The sequence below is a fragment of the Chloroflexota bacterium genome (genome assembly GCA_034717495.1).
GTDB lineage: Bacteria > Chloroflexota > Anaerolineae > JAAEKA01 > JAAEKA01 > JAYELL01.
The window spans coordinates 22,783-40,317 of record JAYELL010000050.1; the positions used below are offsets into that span (position 1 = coordinate 22,783).

16 protein-coding genes are annotated in these 17,535 nt (G+C 55.8%); 15 read left to right on the forward strand and 1 reads right to left on the reverse strand.

Annotated features, from left to right (window positions below; translation table 11 throughout):
• Positions 1-8 precede the first annotated feature (8 nt).
• The 15 genes from U9R25_09605 to msrB all read left to right on the forward strand — a co-directional run bounded on the left by U9R25_09605 (position 9) and on the right by msrB (position 16,943).
• Positions 9-902 carry an AEC family transporter gene (locus tag U9R25_09605; GenBank protein MEA3336151.1) on the forward strand — a complete coding sequence of 298 codons (894 nt, stop codon included), beginning with the start codon at positions 9-11 and terminating at the stop codon, positions 900-902.
• Positions 903-929: 27 nt separating this feature from the next.
• Entirely contained in the window at positions 930-1,811 is an 882-nt protein-coding gene (locus U9R25_09610) for a sugar phosphate isomerase/epimerase (protein ID MEA3336152.1), read from the forward strand.
• A 10-nt stretch (positions 1,812-1,821) separates the two neighbouring features.
• A complete protein-coding gene (locus tag U9R25_09615) occupies positions 1,822-2,646 on the forward strand; it encodes a sugar phosphate isomerase/epimerase (GenBank protein ID MEA3336153.1) in 825 nt (274 codons plus the stop codon).
• 36 nt (positions 2,647-2,682) lie between these two features.
• A complete protein-coding gene (locus U9R25_09620) occupies positions 2,683-3,876 on the forward strand; it encodes a uroporphyrinogen decarboxylase family protein (protein MEA3336154.1) in 1,194 nt (397 codons plus the stop codon).
• Positions 3,855-5,912, forward strand: a complete 2,058-nt coding sequence (locus U9R25_09625; GenBank protein MEA3336155.1) for a neutral/alkaline non-lysosomal ceramidase N-terminal domain-containing protein — start codon at positions 3,855-3,857, stop codon at positions 5,910-5,912. Before U9R25_09620 ends, U9R25_09625 begins: the two co-directional genes overlap by 22 nt.
• A 77-nt stretch (positions 5,913-5,989) precedes the next feature.
• On the forward strand, positions 5,990-6,979 hold the full coding sequence (locus U9R25_09630; GenBank protein MEA3336156.1) for a Gfo/Idh/MocA family oxidoreductase: 990 nt from the start codon (positions 5,990-5,992) through the stop codon (positions 6,977-6,979).
• 11 nt (positions 6,980-6,990) lie between these two features.
• Complete coding sequence (locus U9R25_09635) at positions 6,991-8,028, forward strand: hypothetical protein (GenBank protein ID MEA3336157.1); 1,038 nt, start codon at positions 6,991-6,993, stop codon at positions 8,026-8,028.
• On the forward strand, positions 8,025-9,044 hold the full coding sequence (locus tag U9R25_09640) for a polysaccharide deacetylase family protein (protein MEA3336158.1): 1,020 nt from the start codon (positions 8,025-8,027) through the stop codon (positions 9,042-9,044). The genes U9R25_09635 and U9R25_09640 overlap by 4 nt, the downstream gene beginning before the upstream one ends.
• Positions 9,045-9,072: 28 nt before the next feature.
• Positions 9,073-9,897 carry an amidohydrolase family protein gene (locus tag U9R25_09645; GenBank protein ID MEA3336159.1) on the forward strand — a complete coding sequence of 275 codons (825 nt, stop codon included), beginning with the start codon at positions 9,073-9,075 and terminating at the stop codon, positions 9,895-9,897.
• Positions 9,894-12,020 (forward strand): aminotransferase class III-fold pyridoxal phosphate-dependent enzyme, encoded by a 2,127-nt coding sequence (locus U9R25_09650; protein MEA3336160.1) that lies wholly within the window; start codon positions 9,894-9,896, stop codon positions 12,018-12,020. Before U9R25_09645 ends, U9R25_09650 begins: the two co-directional genes overlap by 4 nt.
• 46 nt (positions 12,021-12,066) lie before the next feature.
• Positions 12,067-13,056, forward strand: a complete 990-nt coding sequence (locus tag U9R25_09655; GenBank protein MEA3336161.1) for a Gfo/Idh/MocA family oxidoreductase — start codon at positions 12,067-12,069, stop codon at positions 13,054-13,056.
• Positions 13,057-13,075: 19 nt separating this feature from the next.
• Positions 13,076-14,113 carry a Gfo/Idh/MocA family oxidoreductase gene (locus tag U9R25_09660; GenBank protein ID MEA3336162.1) on the forward strand — a complete coding sequence of 346 codons (1,038 nt, stop codon included), beginning with the start codon at positions 13,076-13,078 and terminating at the stop codon, positions 14,111-14,113.
• A 110-nt stretch (positions 14,114-14,223) separates the two neighbouring features.
• Positions 14,224-15,096, forward strand: coding sequence for an NAD(P)-dependent oxidoreductase (locus U9R25_09665; protein ID MEA3336163.1), 873 nt, complete (start codon positions 14,224-14,226; stop codon positions 15,094-15,096).
• Between the two features lie 156 nt (positions 15,097-15,252).
• Positions 15,253-16,491, forward strand: coding sequence for an MFS transporter (locus U9R25_09670; GenBank protein ID MEA3336164.1), 1,239 nt, complete (start codon positions 15,253-15,255; stop codon positions 16,489-16,491).
• A 44-nt stretch (positions 16,492-16,535) separates the two neighbouring features.
• A complete protein-coding gene (msrB, locus tag U9R25_09675; GenBank protein MEA3336165.1) occupies positions 16,536-16,943 on the forward strand; it encodes a peptide-methionine (R)-S-oxide reductase MsrB in 408 nt (135 codons plus the stop codon).
• 9 nt (positions 16,944-16,952) lie between these two features.
• On the opposite strand, the gene U9R25_09680 is transcribed toward msrB, so the two are convergent.
• Positions 16,953-17,351 (reverse strand): hypothetical protein, encoded by a 399-nt coding sequence (locus U9R25_09680; GenBank protein MEA3336166.1) that lies wholly within the window; start codon positions 17,349-17,351, stop codon positions 16,953-16,955.
• Positions 17,352-17,535 lie beyond the last annotated feature (184 nt).

Consider the following 17,535-nt stretch of genomic DNA (forward strand, 5'->3'; position numbering starts at 1 on the left):
CGGAACTGATCGCCGCCTTCACCACCGTATTCTTCATATTTGGCCTGGGATTCGCCATCCAACGGTTGCGGCCATTGAGCGAACAGACACTGGCCCAACTTTCCTGGTTGGTCGTTGAGGTCTTGCTGCCGTTTTATCTCTTCTTCATTATGGCAACCAGCGTCACATTTGAGTCGCTGAGCGCGGCGCCGGTGCTTATCGCTATGGGCCTGGTGGTTACACTGACCAGCTACGTGTGGGCAACGCTGGCGCAAAAGCCGGCCCGGGTTGCGCCGGAGCAGCGATCGGCTTTCCGCTTTTCAATCATGATCGCCAATACAGCTTTCCTGGGCATTCCTATTTGCGCGGCCCTGTTTGGCCCTGTGGGCGCTGTTTACGCTGTATTGTACGATTTTGGCACGACCATAGTGATACTGACGCTTGGGATTTGGGTGCTTAACGGGGGGCATCTCGATAATTGGCGACCCCTGTTTTTTAATCCTTTGATTTGGGGCGTCGTGGCCGGATTGGGGTGGGCTTTCAGTGGTTGGCCGTTCCCGGAGTGGCTGGCCGGCCCCTTCTCGACCCTGGGCGATGCCACATTGCCGTTGGCGTTGTTGGTAGGCGGCGCCCAGATCGGCAATATCCAACCAGCAGGATTGAGGCAACTGCCATTGGCGGGATTGATTACAACTCGACTGATTGTTGTTCCCATAACTGTTTTCGCCGCTCTGGCGATCCTGGGCTGGCATGGGCTATTTGCGCAAGTGACCATTCTCCAGGCAGCTATGCCGGTGGGGATTACAACTGTAATCCTAGCCAAAAACTACGGGGCTGATGCCAAGTTTGCAGCATCGGCCATATTCTGGTCAACCTTGTTTGCTATTGTCAGTCTGCCCATAATCGTTATATTGCTAATTTGAACCATCAATAGTTCTAAGGAGAAAAACATGAACATTGCTTGCGGTTATACCATTCCCATTACCCTGTTTGGAATTCCCCCGTCACCTGCAGACCATCTCAAAGCGATGGAAATTGTAGGCCAGGCCGGCTTTGAGGCGATAGAGCTGGAGCTATATGATGAGTTGATCGAGCAGCATCGGCGTGATCTCGACCAGATGAAAGCCATCCTCTCAAACTATGGGATGGTCGTTCCATCCGTCATGGCAGTCGAAGAAAAAATGTTCAGTGTTAACCCGGACATCAAGGCCAAGGCATTGCATGATTTCGCCGCGCTGACCGATATGATCGCTGAATTGGGAGCACCGATTGTATCAATTTGCGGGTATATGCCGCCAGAGATCCGTCCCATGGGCACCGAGCTATATGTGGGCGGCCCGCCTACTGCTGTCAGCGTTGGCGACGATTTCTCCTGGGACGAGTTCTGGAGGAACGCGGTGGATGTGGTGACTCAATGCGCCGCCATCGCCAAGCGCAAGGGGTTGAGGCTCATTATCGAGACACGAGCCAATGACGTCTTCAGTTCGACGGATGCAATACTGAACCTGATAAAGGAGTCGGCAGCGGATAATGCGGGCGTGTTGTTCGACATCGCCCATGTTCATGCCGGCAAGGAATACCTGGCACTGGTTATCCCCAAATTAGGGGATCAAATCGCCTTGGTTCACTTTTCTGACAATGACGGCTCCCAGGCTTACCACTATCCTCCAGGTCAAGGTATCATTGATTTTCCTGCTGTGGTTGGAAGCCTGAAACGCGTGGGGTTCGATGGAACGATTGTTGTCGACATTTCCGGCGTGGATAACATTGTTGAGGAAGCAGTCAAAGCCCGCGACTTTTTTCTATCGCTGATCAACGAAGTCCAGGCATAGGGGACAAACGATGAGACTAAGCCTATCATCCTTCATCTATTACAACTATCCTCTCTCCGAGGCAATCCGGCGCACGGCTGCTGCCGGATTTGACGGAATCGACATCTGGGGAGGAAGGCCCCACGCCTACCGGAAAGACCTGGGCGACAAAGAGATTGCCGACCTGCGCCAAACCCTTCAATCCGAGGGACTGGCTGTTGCCTCCTTTATCCCAGCTCAATTTCGCTATCCGACCAGCCTGTGCAGCCCGATAGAGAAGATTCGCCAGGACAGCGTATCCTACATCCAGGATAGCATCGAAACGGCGGTAGCCCTCGGCGCCCCGGTCGTAAGCGTGTGCCCCGGTCATACCCTTTTCGGACAAAGTACCGAGGATGGCATTGAGCGCTTGAGCGAAAGCCTGTGCGCTATCGCCGAGTACGCCACCAGCTATGAACTGCTTATTGCCATTGAACCGGCGGACAGATATGAAACGGATCTATTGCCTACCTGCGCAGCCACTCTGGATCTGGTCAACAAGCTTGGATATGCGTACTTAGGCGTACTGCTCGACAATGGGCATGCCCATGTGGTGGGTGAGCCGGCGGCGGACGCAGTGCGCTTGCTGGGTGACAAACTGTTCCACGTGCACGTCGATGACAACGATGGCGAACGAGATCAGCACTTAGTGCCAGGAGATGGCAGTTTCGAATTTTCGCCGTTCATGGTGGCTCTGCGCCAGACAGGATATGATGGTTTTTTGGCTGCGGAACTGGGTTGGGACTATACCATAGATCCCGACCCAGCCGCCCGGCTTACCGTCGAGAGGATGAACGACATCCAAAGCCAGGGTTAACCCTCAGTTGTCGAACACTTTCTTAACGGGGTGCCGATGATGGTTCTAAAAGCAGGTGATTACTTCGATCCGGAGGCATACCACCAACGAGTAGCGCATGCTCACCAGGCCTGGGACGAACTTCTCGCCGGGAAGCGATCTCATTTGGTGTTCATGAATCTTTGCGCTCCCTTCCTGTGCGATCTGTTTGGGGTTGAGCCTTTCGACTATTACACCAGCCTGGAAGTAATGGCCGACACCCAGTTGAAAGGAATTGCCTGGCGTCTCAAGAATCTTGACGAAGATGAGATTCCACTGGCGATCTTCCTGGACCAGGCAACAGTTCACGAAGCTATCGCCTTCAATCTGCCCATTGAATATCAAAAAAGCTCTACCCCTTGGGGCGGGCATCTCATCGATGAAATCGAGCAGGTTGACACGCTGCAAATGCCTGATCTGACCCGGCACAGGAATTTGCACGAGACGCGTCAGAAGCTTGAACTGCTACGCTCACTTGTGGACGGCTTGCCGGTTTTGACCAGCGTTCACCTGCATGCGCCGTTTACAATGGCTGCTCAACTCTTGAATGCCCAAGACCTGTTCCTGGCTTGTTTTGAGCAGCCTGAGCGTGTCCATAAGCTGCTGGAGAATTGTCTTCGCTTTTTCTTGCACTTTGAGCGAGTTAAATGGCAGTACGGCATCTCGCCCGACCCGCTGGATGAGTTTGTCTGCTGGCGAGAAGGTCAGCGTGGCCTGACCCGAGTCTGGACAAGCGACGATACGGCAACGATGATGTCACCCCAGTTATATGAGGAGTTTGTCTTACCCTATAACCAAATCCTGTACAGCGATTTTGAATATGTTCATCTCCATATGGACGGCCGCTGGAATCACTTGATCCCCCACGTGCAACGATTGCAACCTGATTACTGTGAAGTCGGGGGGGAGACGGATTGGCGTGCGGTTGTCGAGGCTCTGGGTCCCACCACGGTTTTACAGGGCGGCATTCTGGCCGAAATAGCGCGAGATGGTTCACCGGATGACTGCGCCCAAGCTGCTGCAACGGCACTCGATATTGCCGTGGGAAAAGCGGGCGTTGCCTTGACCATTGCCAACGAAGTTCATCCGGGCACACCGTTGAGAAACATGCAAAAAATCATCGAGACTGCCCGTGATTATCAACACAAGGCACTGAAAAATGCCTCCTGGCAAGGGCCAGAGGAACGCAAATGGCACGCATCGCGCAGTTAATCGATATCCTACAAGGCAGCGGCATTGACGCTGGCGATGTATTAGTTTTCGAGGCACCTGGGCTGACGCCATCCAACGTCGAGGGTGGGTTGGAGAACCTGGCCATTGCTCTGCAAGCGCTGGTCGGGCCCAGCGGAACCCTGGTAGTCCCCACCTGCACACCCGCCGAAGGCTACCCCAAACCCGTCTTCGATCCCCTGCAATCTCCGTCCGAAATGGGTCCATTCCCGGAGATGTTCAGGGCATTGCAGGGCGTCGTACGCAGCCACAGCCCGACGCACTCTGTTTCCGCCCGCGGTCCCTCGGCCGACAACTTGATTGCCGGTCATCGAACAGCGGCAGGGAGACCAACCCCCTGGGGAGGCGGCCCTTTTGGCTATGGCAGCCCCTGGGACTTGCTTTACGAATGCAACGCCTGGTGGGTTTTGGTTGAGACGGACGAAATGTCGCCCGATTCCTGGACACAGACGCCTTTCACGGCCTATGTTCAAGCCCTTTTCGCCGACCGGCAACGTGGTCTCACAAAACACACTGCTTTCCCACGCTTCAATCCCGCCATGCTGGGCCGAAAATTGCAACAGCTTGGCTGTCTGCATCGAGCAGTTTGGGGGCCGAATACCGTAATGGCTTTCCAAACGCGCCCGGCCATCGATACTGCTCTCGCTACTTTGCAGGATTCTCCCTCTTCCCTTGAACCCGCCCCGGAGGTCAGCCAGTGGCTGGCGACGGTCCACTACCTGAAGCAGCATGGCTACCTGCAAGCGGGGATAGCTAAAAAAAAGATCACGCCGCCTGTGCCTTGCCTGCGTTGGGAGGGAAAACAACTCACTGGTGTCTACCGAGATCTGTATGTTCGAGTGGTTGTCCTGGCGCATGGCAGCGATAAGATCGCTTTGGTCCTGTGTGATCTACTTGGCATCTCGCGGGAACTCGTTCAGCGCATCAGAACAGAAATTCAGGCCAGGATCGACTTTCCTGCCGGGGCGATTCAAATCGCCTGCACCCATTCACACTCCACTCCCGATACCGTTGGCTCCGGCTTCGAGGACCCCGTCTACCTCGACTCCATGGTCGATACCATTGTCGACGCCGTATGCAAAGCAGCTATCAATACTCAACCGGCTCGCCTGGGTTGGGATCGCATCCCTATCCGGGGTTTGGCTCGCAACCGTCGAAAAAAAATGACCGATGGCACGGTTTTCACGACTCGCTACGGCGTGCCCTCAACCTGGCGGGTCGCCCCTGAAATCATTGTCGGCGAGGGGCCCACAGACCCAGACCTGACAGCGGTCAGGATTGAGGATCTGAGCGGCGAGGTCCTGGCCGCCGTCTCCAACTTTGCCTGCCATCCGAGTGTGGCTCTGATGAGTCCCAATATCTCCGGAGATTTCTTTGGGGAAGCTATGGCAATTCTGGAAGAAATCATGGGTGATCCCAGCGTAGTTCTATGCACTAACGGCGCTGCTGCCGATGTCGATCCCACAGCGGAGATGCCCTGCTGGGGACCCCGTGATGACCGGATGGCGCGTCGCCTGGGACGCATTTTTTCCGCCCAGGTTCTGGAATGTCTGGAACGAATCGAGGTACAGGAGATCACCCCGGTGGGCTTCGCCCAGGAGCTGGTTGACCTGCCGGTGCGGCCTGATTGGATTCAACTGTTCGAGAGCGGACAAGAACGCATGCAGCAGGAGTTCTCGAAAGGATGGCAGCTCAGTTCCGTTACGAAACAGATTTTACGAGAGCGAATCATCCACACTGAAGTGCAGGCTCTACGCCTGAACGACTTGATTTTGTTCGGTTTCCCTGGTGAGGTTTTTGCCGAAACCGGTCTGCAGCTCAAAGCGAAGAGCCAAAACTGTTCTGTCGCCGTTGTAGAATTAGCAAACGACGATATTGGATATATTCCCACCGCACAAGCTTTCCTTGAGGGCGGCTACGAGGTGGGCCAACACCTCTGGGGTCGGATCACGCCGGAAGCTACCGATTTGTTAGTAGCTGCTGGTGGACGTGTGATTGAAAGGCTGACGGATGATTGATCGGTAATTCAGGCGTTTTCAATGAACAAACGGACGGGCGTCCCATCCCCATTGGATCAAATTCAGGAGGAACAACGATGGCTAAAAAATTGCGTGGCGGATTGATTGGATGTGGCAGTATTGGAAAGGTGTTTGCCGAGGCGGTCGGTGAGATAGAGGGCATGGACATGGTAGCTTTTTGCTCCCGCACCAAAGCCAAGGCCGAGCGGTACAACGAAAGCTATCATGGGGAATACAGCACCACTAACGTGCAGGATATTTTTGACGACCCCTCGATCGACGCTGTTTATATCAGCACCTGGCACGATAGTCATGCTGACCTGTGCATTCGGGCTGCGAAAGCGGGGAAGCATATTCTGGTCGAGAAACCGCTGGCGCTGACTGTGGAGGAGTGTCAGGCCGTCGGCAGAGCGGTTGAGGAGAGTGGTATCAGGCTGATGGTCGCCTTCAAAATGCGCTATTACGATATGATTCTCAAGGCCAGGGAACTGATTCCAAACCCGGTGATGGTCACGATGCAAATGATGGATAATCGCTGGCCCGACGACTTCTGGGCCAGCGATCCCATTACCGGTGGGGGCAACGTTTTGAGCCAGGGCTGTCATTCATGCGACATCCTGCGGTTCGTGGCCGGTCGCGATCCCATAGAAGTTTACGCCGCCGGAGACAATTATTACACCTCTACGGGGGTGGTCGACAATCTGTGCGCTACCTTCCGCTTCGAAGGGGGTATAGCCGGTAATTGGGTCCAGGGCGACGCCAATTGCCCACCGTTGACCAGCAAATTTTACCTGCAACTCTTTGCGGAAAACAAATCTGTTACCCTCAGCGACCGGCTTTGCACATTGACCTATAATGAGGCGGGCCAAGAAACTCAGGTGTTCAAAGGAACCGAAAGCGGTTTTGTCGAGGAGAACCGGGCCTTCATCGATTGTCTGATCAATGGCACCCGACCGCCGATCGATCATATCGATGGCTTAATGGCGACGTTGATGGTCTTGCAAGCATTCAACAGTCTCAAGAGTGGCCGACCTGAACCGATTGCCTCGGTGCTGCGAGATCTGTAACTGGAAGTCGCATGATGTCTCAGCCAGATCATTCTGTGCAAATCGCACAATGGAAAGATGATAAGCGTTTCGCGTACTCCATCACCTACGATGAAGGTCTGGTGGAAACACTGGGGTTCGCCAGACGAATCCACCACCGCTATGGAATCCCCGGCCATATCAATGCCTTTCCTGAGATGCTGGGTAAACTGGTGGGTGATACCTCAGCCGGATTCTTGCAGAGCCTCTGGAATCTGCAGAAGTATGCTGACCCGGAACATCTGCAATTCATGATGAGTGAGGGTTGGTCGGTCGGTTGCCAGATCTCCTCGTCCGGGGATGGCAACCAGGCCCCCTCTGCCGCTTCTTTGCTTGAGATGCGTTTATCGCTGGAGAAGGCCATCGGGTGTTCCGTTCGGTCCCTGGCCTTCTCCGATTACACCTATTGCGAAACAGTCCAGGATGTGGCTCAAGAAGCGGGTTTCCACTGGCTTTTTGCCCTCTACGATGACTTGAACAGCGCCGGCGAGGACGCCAGCATCATCAAACGGTCGCCGTTGTACCATCAAAGCCCCGTTCCGCTTCAACTTGGGAACGACCCCTACCGCCTGCTGGCCCTGGGGCAGGATCAAGGCGCCTGGGTTGTTGATGTGGTCCGGCGGGTCGACCTGCATCCTCTGGATGCCAGCAAAGATTGCACGCTATCTGAACTGGAAGCTCGTTTCAAAGCTGTTCACCGGATAGGCAAAGACAGGGTATGGACCGCTCTGCCTGAGACAATAGCCGGCTATCGCGCCCTGCGCCTGTCTACCCAAATAAAACACTGCACGTGTACACCTGACCAGATCGCCTATACGCTCGCGGTGACCGGTCCCGGTGATTCTTTGACCGAGGCTGAACTCACGTTTGTGGCCAGGCTACCTGCTACCTGGCTCTCCCCGAGAGCGGTTGTTGGCGAGGATACAGTCAATTTGCAGCCCGGCCCCGAAGCGGGAACCTGGCTGTTCACCCATCGGGTCAGGGAGGGTCTTCAAGTCAGATTGGCCAACAACAACGGGATGTCAGTATGAGTGTTCAAGTATGCCGTTGGAAACAGGGCAACGCTTTTGCTTACAGCATTACCTATGACGAAGGATTTGTGGAATTGATCGAGCACGCCCTGCCGGTTCACCAGAGATATGGGGTTCCCGGTCACCTGGTGATGGTCGCCGGCCAACTGGGGCAGTTGAGAGAGATGCCTTCCAGCACCTACCACGGTCTGCGCTGCCATTTGAGTCCTCCACAAATCCGCGATTTCATGCACGAAGGCTGGTCGGTGGGGGATCACAGTATGACCCACGGCGATCTCAATGTCGACACCTACACTGAAGTTGTCGGATCCAAGCTGCTTCTCGAAGCGGCAATTGGGGAACCTGTGAATACCTTCCATCTGCCTGGTGCCAACTTCAGTTTCGCTCCGGCAGCGAGATATTTGGAAGAGGCCGGCTTTCTGGCGGTGTTCTTTGCCAACGACGGGGTCAACAGCTATGACCCCGATCTCTTTGCTTTGAGTCGCACCCTGCTCTACGTGGTCGAGGGGGAACCCTTCTGCCCGCTTTACAGCCCGTTTCCCCGGGTGTACGATCCATATTACAGACTGCACGAAGCCCTCGACAGCGGAGGCTGGATTGTAGATGTCACGCACTCGGTGGAACCTGTTCCCCTGGCCTTGTGGAAGGATGGTACCCCTGACATCCTGGATGCCCGCTTCGATTGCCTGCGCCGGGTAGGGAGCGGGCGCGAATGGGCGGCCGAGCCCGAAGAAATCATAGATTACATCCTCGTTCGCCGGGCCGTTTCTATAATGACCCTGACGGCGGAGAGGGGTCGCTTGAGCTTCCGGGTTGAGCTGGGCGATGTACCCAATCAGGTCAAGTATCGAGAGATCAGCGTGACGGCCCAATTGAGCCCGATTCCGTCCGATTGGCCGACGATATTGATCGATGGGAAGGCTGAGGCGACGCTGGATAGCTTTTCAGGCGAGCGTGTGACCTTTACCTGGCCGGTCAAAAACAATCAAGTAGTCGACCTGCACTGGCAGGCCTAGATCAGATTGATGAAGGGAGAAGGAATTGATGCCGGAGACTGATTGCCACAGAGCGAATACCCGGTGGCAGCTGCCTTGCTACCTGGCCCCTGCGATTGATATGCACGCCCATCCACCCTATGATCGCTGCCAAACGGAGCCAATGCTGGAGGCTGCTCGCCGGGTGGGGGTAGAACGCTTGATCCTGTGCTCCATCGGCCATAGCGATATGATTCCCTATCCTCCGGTCGGGGAGGTCAGGCAGGGAAATGATGAGGTCTTTGATTTGATCGACCGGCATCCAGGCTTTGTGTTCGGGTTGGTGTATGTCAATCCTAATCATCCGGAGACCCTGACTATTCTGGAAGAAGGTTTTCAGCATTCCGGTGTGGTTGGCATCAAGCTGTGGATTTCCTGCCGCGATGAGTATGGCCGGCTGGACCCTGTATATCCTGTGTTTGAATTTGCCGCCGCTCGCCGCGTACCTGTGCTGTGTCACTCATTTTATCGAACGGGAGGCAATCTACCCGGCGAGCTATCGCCCTCAGATATTTCCCATCTGGCCACCCGCTACCCGGCAGCGCGCCTGGTGATGGCTCATATGGGAGGGCAGTGGCTTCGGGGCGTGAGAGCAATCAAACCCTACCCGAACGTGTGGACCGACTTCTCCGGCGGCCGGGCTTACATGGGTAGCCTGGAGTTTGCCGTCAGGGAACTGGGAGCAGATCGGGTGGTGTATGGTTCCGACGCCTTTATTCGCGCTTTTGCCCCGATGCTGGCTAAGGTTGCTGCAGCCGAACTTGATTTGGCTGCGAAACGGCAGATCGTTTGGGATAATAGCGCTGCCCTATTCTTTAGCGGGAAATCGAAATGATCATTGATTTTTGTGCCTACCTTGGAAACTGGCCACTCTATCAACTGCCTGCCGGCGATGCTCCAGCGCTGATCAGCGTAATGGACCGCTGCGGGATTGGGGCTGCCTTTGTCTCGCTGGCTGAAGGCCCGTTCCTGCTCAATCCAGGCGAGGCCAATGAGCGACTGGTGAACATGGTCGCGGCGCATCGCGATCGTTTGTGGCCGGTGGGAACGGCCGATCTGAATGCCCCGTTCTGGCGTGAGGATGTGGTGGCCGGCATCGAGCGTCAGAAGCTGGCGGGCTTTCGTGCGTACCCCACCTATCATCGCTATGCCCTTGACTCGGCGGAGGCAGTGGCCCTGGCGGCGACCCTGGCCGAATACCAACGTCCCTTGTTTATTGCCGCCTTCATCGATGAAGAGCGCTTTCAGCATCCGGCGATTCGCGTTCCCCCTGTTCGCGTCCCTGAATTGGCAGGCCTGATTCGCCGTGTCCCCCAGACAACGCTTGTGCTGAATAACCTGTCTGTTGAAGAAGCCGCCATGCTTTTTGACGCCCCGGAGCTATCACTTGAAAATGTATTCATCGATGTCAACGCGATGGACAAGCCCTTCAATGGATTGGCTCAATTGGTTGAGGATTACGGCGCCGAGCGACTGGTTTTTGGTAGCCAGGTTCCATTTCTGTACCCGGAGGCAGCGCTGGCCTTAGTGCAGGAATCTGGTATTTCGCAGGAAGGTGTTGAAGCGATCCTGGCACAAAATTACCACACAAGTGCAACTATCAACAGTCTGTTGTCCAGATCCGGAAAGGAAAAAAGCATGTTTTCAGCAACTACGAAATTAACACTTGACAAGTCTGTCGAACCTGGTTTGCGAGCCGGTGAGTTTATCCCCGGGATAACCCAAACCATCAGCAAACGGCCGGCCGCATTTGCCCCCGGCTATTTCCCGGATTTTATCGATTACGGTAAAGGGTCTCATGTGTGGGATGTGGACGGGAACGAATACATAGACTATGTAATGGCCTGTGGCCCGGTTACTTTGGGATATTGCTATCCAGCCGTCGATCAGGCGATTCGGGAACAACTGGCCCGGGGAATCATCTTCACGCGGCTGACGGCTCTGGAAGGAGAGGTGGCCGAGATCCTCTCCGACGTTGTGCCCTGCGCCGAGATGACCCGTTTCTTCAAAGGTGGCGTCGAGGCTAATTCGGCCGCGCTGCGCCTGGCGCGAGCCTTCACCAACCGGGAGAAGGTGGTATCGTGCGGCTATAGAGGCTGGCATGACCAGTGGGCAGTGACCCACTCCCCGCAGGGCATTCCTGCCTGCCTGGCCAATTTGATCACTGAGTTCGAGTATAACAACCTGGACTCCTTGGAGGCAGCACTCAGCGCTAATCCCAAACAGGTTGCCGCCGTTTTTATCGATCCGGTATCCGGCGAACGGCCCAAAGAAGGTTTTCTGGCTGGGGTCGAAGAGTTAGCCCATAAGCACGGCGCCTTACTAATCTTCGATGAAATCGTAACGGGATTCCGGCTCGCTGTGGGCGGTGCCCAGGCCTATTACAATGTAGTGCCAGATATAGCGGTTTTTGCCAAAGGAATTGCCAACGGTATGCCGCTTTCGGCGGTCAGCGGCCGGCGCGACGTCATGAAGATGGCTACCGAAGTGTTCATGACCCTGACCTATGGCGATGAGGCGCTCTCACTGGCGGCGGCGCGGGCTACGCTGAATGTGCAACGCCAGGAGGACGTTTCGGGCCACATCTGGGATGTAGGCACGGCCCTGGTGAATGGCGTGAAACAAGCTCTTGTCGAAACAGGTGCGCCATTCACCTTCAGCGGAATCGAGGCGATGCCGGCCTTTGTCGCCGCCGCTGACTTTCGCGGCAGGCCCCTGGATGAGGCAACCCAGCAAGCCGCATGGGTCTATCTCCTGAGCGAGTTGGCCCGCCGCGGGATCATCTGGCGCAGACACAGTCTGATATTGCCCAGCTACTCCCACAGCCATGAAGACGTTAGCGACACCGTAGAAGCGTGTCATGAAGTGTTCACCAACCTGGCCCAGTTGCTCGAGTCCGGGACACTTCATGACGCAATCCAGTTGACCGAATTGCCGAGCGGGTTCAAGCGGGTCTAAATCTGGCTATTCCGGCGAGATAGCTCTCAAGAATGGAGGATTTTTGATGGATGTTATCAGATGGGGAATTATTGGTTGTGGAGACGTGGCGGAACAAAAGAGTGGCCCGCCGTTGTACCAGACTCCTGGTTCGGAACTGGTTGCGGTTATGCGTCGTGATCAGGAAAAAGCGGCGGACTTTGCCCAACGTCACGGGGTCGGACGCTGGTACACCGACGTAACATCTTTATTGGCCGACCCTGACGTCAACGCAGTTTATATCGCGTCCCCACACTATTTGCACCCGGCCCACGCCTCACAGTCAGCCCTGGCCGGCAAAATTGTGTTGTGTGAAAAACCGATGGGGACCAACCGGGAGGATGCGCAAAAAATTGTAGATGTGTGCCGAAGCTCTGGTGTGCCGTTAACCGTGGCCTATTATCGTCGTTTCTGGCCGGTTGTGCAGAAGATGAAGGCGTTGCTAGCTGAGGATGCCATTGGTCGGGTAGTGTCTGCCCGGGTGCAACTGGCCGACTATTATGACGGCGACCCGGAGCGTCTCTGGCTCACCTCTTTGAGAGAAGCGGGTGGCGGCGCGTTGGCAAATGCCGGCAGCCATTGGGTCGATTTGATCCGCTACCTGTTGGGAGAGGTTATGGAGGTGATGGCCTATTGCTCGTCAACCGCGGGCTTTGAAGTAGAAGACACTGCTGCCGCCATCATGCGCACCGAGACTGAGGCGTTCGTGTCATTCTCTTCGACCTGGCAAGAACGTGTCGGGGTCAACGACTTTGACATCTGTGGCACCGACGGACGCATATTGGCCAGTCCCCTGTCTGACGGACGATTGAAGCTGGTTCGCTTTGGCAAAGAGCCAGAAGTATTTGAGCTGGCGCGCTCCGGTCCGGCCCACCGGGAATTGATCCAAGAGCTGATACCACGTCTCCAGACCGGCCAGAGTTCACCGGTTCCAGGTGAAGAAGCGGTGGCAGTCTGGCGGATTATTGAAGCGACTCACCGCTCCAGCACAGAAGGTTGTCGGATCAGAATAGTTTAGCACCACAGGAGAAATTCCAGTGTCAAACTCAGCAAAACCGTTAAGGCTAGGAATGGTCACAGTTGAACCTCACGGCCGGCCGTGGGCCGAGGTGTTGGCTCAAATGCCGGAGGTCAGAATGGAATATGCCTGGGACTATGACCTGGATCGGGCCAACGGGTACGCGGAAAAATACGATATTCCCCACGTTGTCAAGGAAGTGGAGGAGATGGCCGGAAAGGTTGATGCTGTGCTCATCGGCGGGGGACGCCGGATGCCCACGGGCGATGGCATTTGGGGCGAGGAACCGGACGATCATCTGCGTCTGTCCCGGCCGTTTCTGGAAAAAGGGATGCCGGTGCTTATCGATAAGCCCTTTGCCGACAGGTTAGAGGAGGCCATCGAAATGGTTCGATTGGCTCGCAGCAACGGAGCTTTGCTGATGTCCTGTTCGGCTATGCGCTATGCCAGCGAAATCGCCGGATTGAAAGAAGTGGTAGATGATGGTGGATTTGGAAATATCTCTGGCGCGAGTTGTATGATTGGCACGGGCGTCGCTACGCTCAAATGGTATATCATCCATATCCTGGAAGCTCTGTATGTACCGTTTGGCCCCGGCATCGAGTCGGTCTTTGCACTGCCCAGCCACGCGCCTGTGGTGGTCGGCAAGGCCCAAACGCCGCGGGCTTATGGATTGGTATTTCGCTGGAACAACGGCCGGGTGGCTACCATGCTGATGGTAGAAGACGAGACAGACGCGGCAGAAGGGGGCGCGTACGAGGATCGGCCGCCCCGTATTTTGTGGCCCACGGCCACGATTGTTCCGCCCTACCTACCTTTTCATTACAGCATCCGCATTTTTGGGGATATGGACTGGGCCGATGTACGGACCGTAGGCAAAGGGTGCTACCGCCGCAAACTAAGGGCATTCTTGAATATGATCAAGACAGGCCAGGAGGCGATTCCCCTGGAACATACCCTGGAGCTGACCCAGGCTATCATCATGGCCGAAAAATCAATCGAGTCGGGTAAGTTGGAATGGCTGCGGCCCACCGGGGAGATCATGGCCGAAACTTAGCCTTGCAGATAGAAAGAATGGCGCAAACTCAGTACTCCGCGATGGCGAGGTGCGAGATAACGGAAGTCCTCGATTGGGGCAACGCGCCATCGTAGAAAGGAATGGATAATATGACCGGCAAGAGAGCATTGGTGCTGGGGGTTACGGGACGTATCGGCAGTGTCCTGGCGAAGTCCCTTGTTCAAGACGACTGGCGCGTTTACGGCGCGGCGAGATTGCACAGTGAGAACGCTCACAAGCACATCGCAGCGGAGGGCATCACACCTATCCGTTTTGACGTCACCCAGGACGATCCGGCGGGATTGCCGGATGTGGATGTGGTGTTTTTGGAGATATGGGACCCGGGGCAACCCGCCCTGATGTGGGATGTCAATTTCTTTGGTGTGGGGCGCGTTGTCGAACGCTATGCCGGAAGTGCGGATATTGTCAACGGAAGTACTATCAACGTTTATGGGGACAGCCCGAATCTGTCCAGCGAAGAAACCCCGCCTCGCCCTGGCAATGATTACGGGCGAAGCCGTTTTGCCCAGGAGAAGCTGATTGACTACTTCTGTTGGCGCGGGGGCAAAAAAGGGATTCATGTTCGTTACGCCCACGCCAACACGGAGCATGCAGGGCTGCTGCGTCGGATGGCGGATACCATTCTCGCCGGGAAGTCGTTGGGTCCCAATCCAGATGCCCGGGTGCAGGTAATAACACTTGAAGATGCCGTGCGCGTCACACAGGCAGCTGTGTCCCGCGCAACCTGTCCGCCGGTCGCCGTCAACTGCTGTCATCCCCGCGTCTGGACCTACCGGCAACTGGCTGAAACGCTGCAAGCGCGTTTGGGGCGAGGGGAGGTTATTTTTGACCGGGAGTCAGGTGGTGTTGAACACTCGGCATACGCCGATGTCAGTCGTATGCTTGCCTGGTTTGGAGAACCCCAAGTCTCGCTGGAGACGATGTTTGAGCGCATTACACAAGCAGTGGATGACGGGCAGTGAGGAAAGCGACTTATTCGGCCAGTATCCAGCCGCGGTCGACGCCTCGATTTCCGCTTCTGATGCAGTGGTAGTATTATTGGGCGATCTCTCCACCAGACGTCCGATATGGCCCGGCTCACAGCCGGTGGTTCCCGGAAAGAAACAAGAAAGATAAGCATGAAACTTGGCAAAGTTGACCGCCGACTGCTGACCATTCTGTTGATTGTTTTCGTGCAGATGGTCGGCGCGGCCATGATCATGCCGATCCTGCCGCTGTATGCTCAGCGGGAGTTCGACATGTCTCCTCAGGTGATCACGCTGTTGGGAACGGCGTTTTTTGCCGCTCAATTCATCGCGGGTCCCTACCTGGGCCGGCTTTCGGACAAATATGGTCGTGTACCTGTGCTGATTGTCAGTCAAATCGGCACGGCTATCAGCTTTCTTATGCTGGCTTTTGCTCCAAGCGTCGGGATACTTTTTCTGGCGCGTATTGTCGATGGGATCACCGGCGGCAATATCATCGTCGCTCAGGCCTATTTGACTGACATCACACCCAGGGAGCGGCGTACCGAGGCGCTTGGTTATATCTTCGCCGTTTTTGGGCTGGGCTTTATCATCGGTCCGGCGCTGGGAGGCATACTGGCGGCGGCATTTGGACCCAGGGTGCCCTACATGATCGCGGCCGTGGTTGCGGGGATCGTGGTTCTGTTGACCTGGTTCACGCTGGACGAATCGTTGACACCGGAGCAACGGGAGCATAACCGTGCCTACAAAAAAGCCAGTCTTCGTCCGGGGCAGATTCTTCGAAATGGTCCGCTGGTATTGATGCTGATCATTGCGTTTGTAGGCCAGTTTGGCATGGGGATGTTGCAATCCACTTTTGCGCTGTTCGGCGCTGCTGTGCTCTTCGATGGCTCCAGCGACAAAACCGTCAATCTTGGCATTGGGCTGCTGCTGGCTGTAATCGGCCTGTCGCAATTCGTCACCCAGGCGTTTCTCCTGAGACCGCTGCTCAGGCGCTATCAGGAACCCTGGCTGGTTGTTGGTGGCAATATCCTGCGGACGTTTGGCTTCGTGTTGTTGGCCATCATTGCAACTCCGGTGTTGGGTGCCCTGGCCGGTATGTTCGTTGCGGTGGGTATGGCACTCATTATGCCGCCCCTGCAGTCGATGTCCACAACCACGGTGGACGATGAACTGCGGGGTGGTGTGCTGGGCATTTACCAATCAACCCTGAGTCTGGCCATCATCTTCAGTTCAGCAATCGCCGGGGTGATTTTTGCCCGTGATCCCAGCTATCCCTTCTGGGCGGCCGCGCTGCTGTCGGCTGTCGTTATGGTACCTGCGGTGATGCTATTGCGCCAATATCAAAATACCCCGCCCAAGGCCACACCGGCAGCCATCGGTCCAGATTGAGAAACAGCAATAGGTACTAAACTAAGGTGTTGAGGTGTTGATTCATGAGTGAAAAAAAGATTCAAAAGACAGAGGAAGAGTGGCGTGCGGAGCTCACCCCGGAACAGTATCGGATCCTGCGGGAGAAGGGCACGGAACGCGCCTTCACCGGCGAGTACTACCGGGCCAGGGATGCAGGGACTTATCTCTGTGCCGCCTGTGGCGCCGAGCTGTTTAGTTCGGAGGCCAAGTACGACTCCGGGTCAGGGTGGCCGAGTTACTGGGAGCCTGTGTCCGAGGGCGCGGTGGCAACCGAGTCCGATGACAGCCACCTCATGCAGAGAACCGAAGTGCTATGCAGCCGCTGTGGTTCTCATCTGGGCCATGTCTTTCAAGATGGCCCTCAGCCTACAGGTTTGCGCTATTGCATCAACTCGGCGTCCCTGAATATGAAACCGGATGGGGATGGATGAGACGGGGTCCTATTCGAAATAATCCCACTTGTCTCCTCTTGTCAGGATATAGGCCAGAATCGCAGGCAGGACGATATCGTGGAAGACGATCAACTGGGTGCGGTAGACGACTAATCCGATGGCGATTCCGGCAATAATGGAGACTGCATAGAGGTAAAGCCCCCACTTTTTCCAATTCCACATGCCGAGCACGGCTACGATATCAGCCAGGGCCAGCAGAACAATGGCAGCCCACAACCAGGGCGCCGCGGGTTCGCCGGGGTTTTTTCGCAGCGAGAACATCAGTATCGAGGAAAAGACTCCCTGGATTGCGATGAGAATCAGGATCGCAGAAAGCCATCCTCCTCGCTCCTTCTCGATTTCCTGGGTCTCATGGTCAGCTTTGCTGTGCGGTTTTTCTCTGCTCATTTGAATGAATGCTCCTTTCGCGGATTATTTGGACCCCATTATCACGCCAAGGGGAAGAAGTGTCAAGAATGCACGAAGGGGGCGGAGGACGCGGGGGTGGGGTGAAACGGAGACACGGCGAGGGAGGGACGCAGGGATGCCGTCCACGAATAGGGCCACGAATGCACGAAGGGGGCGGAGGACG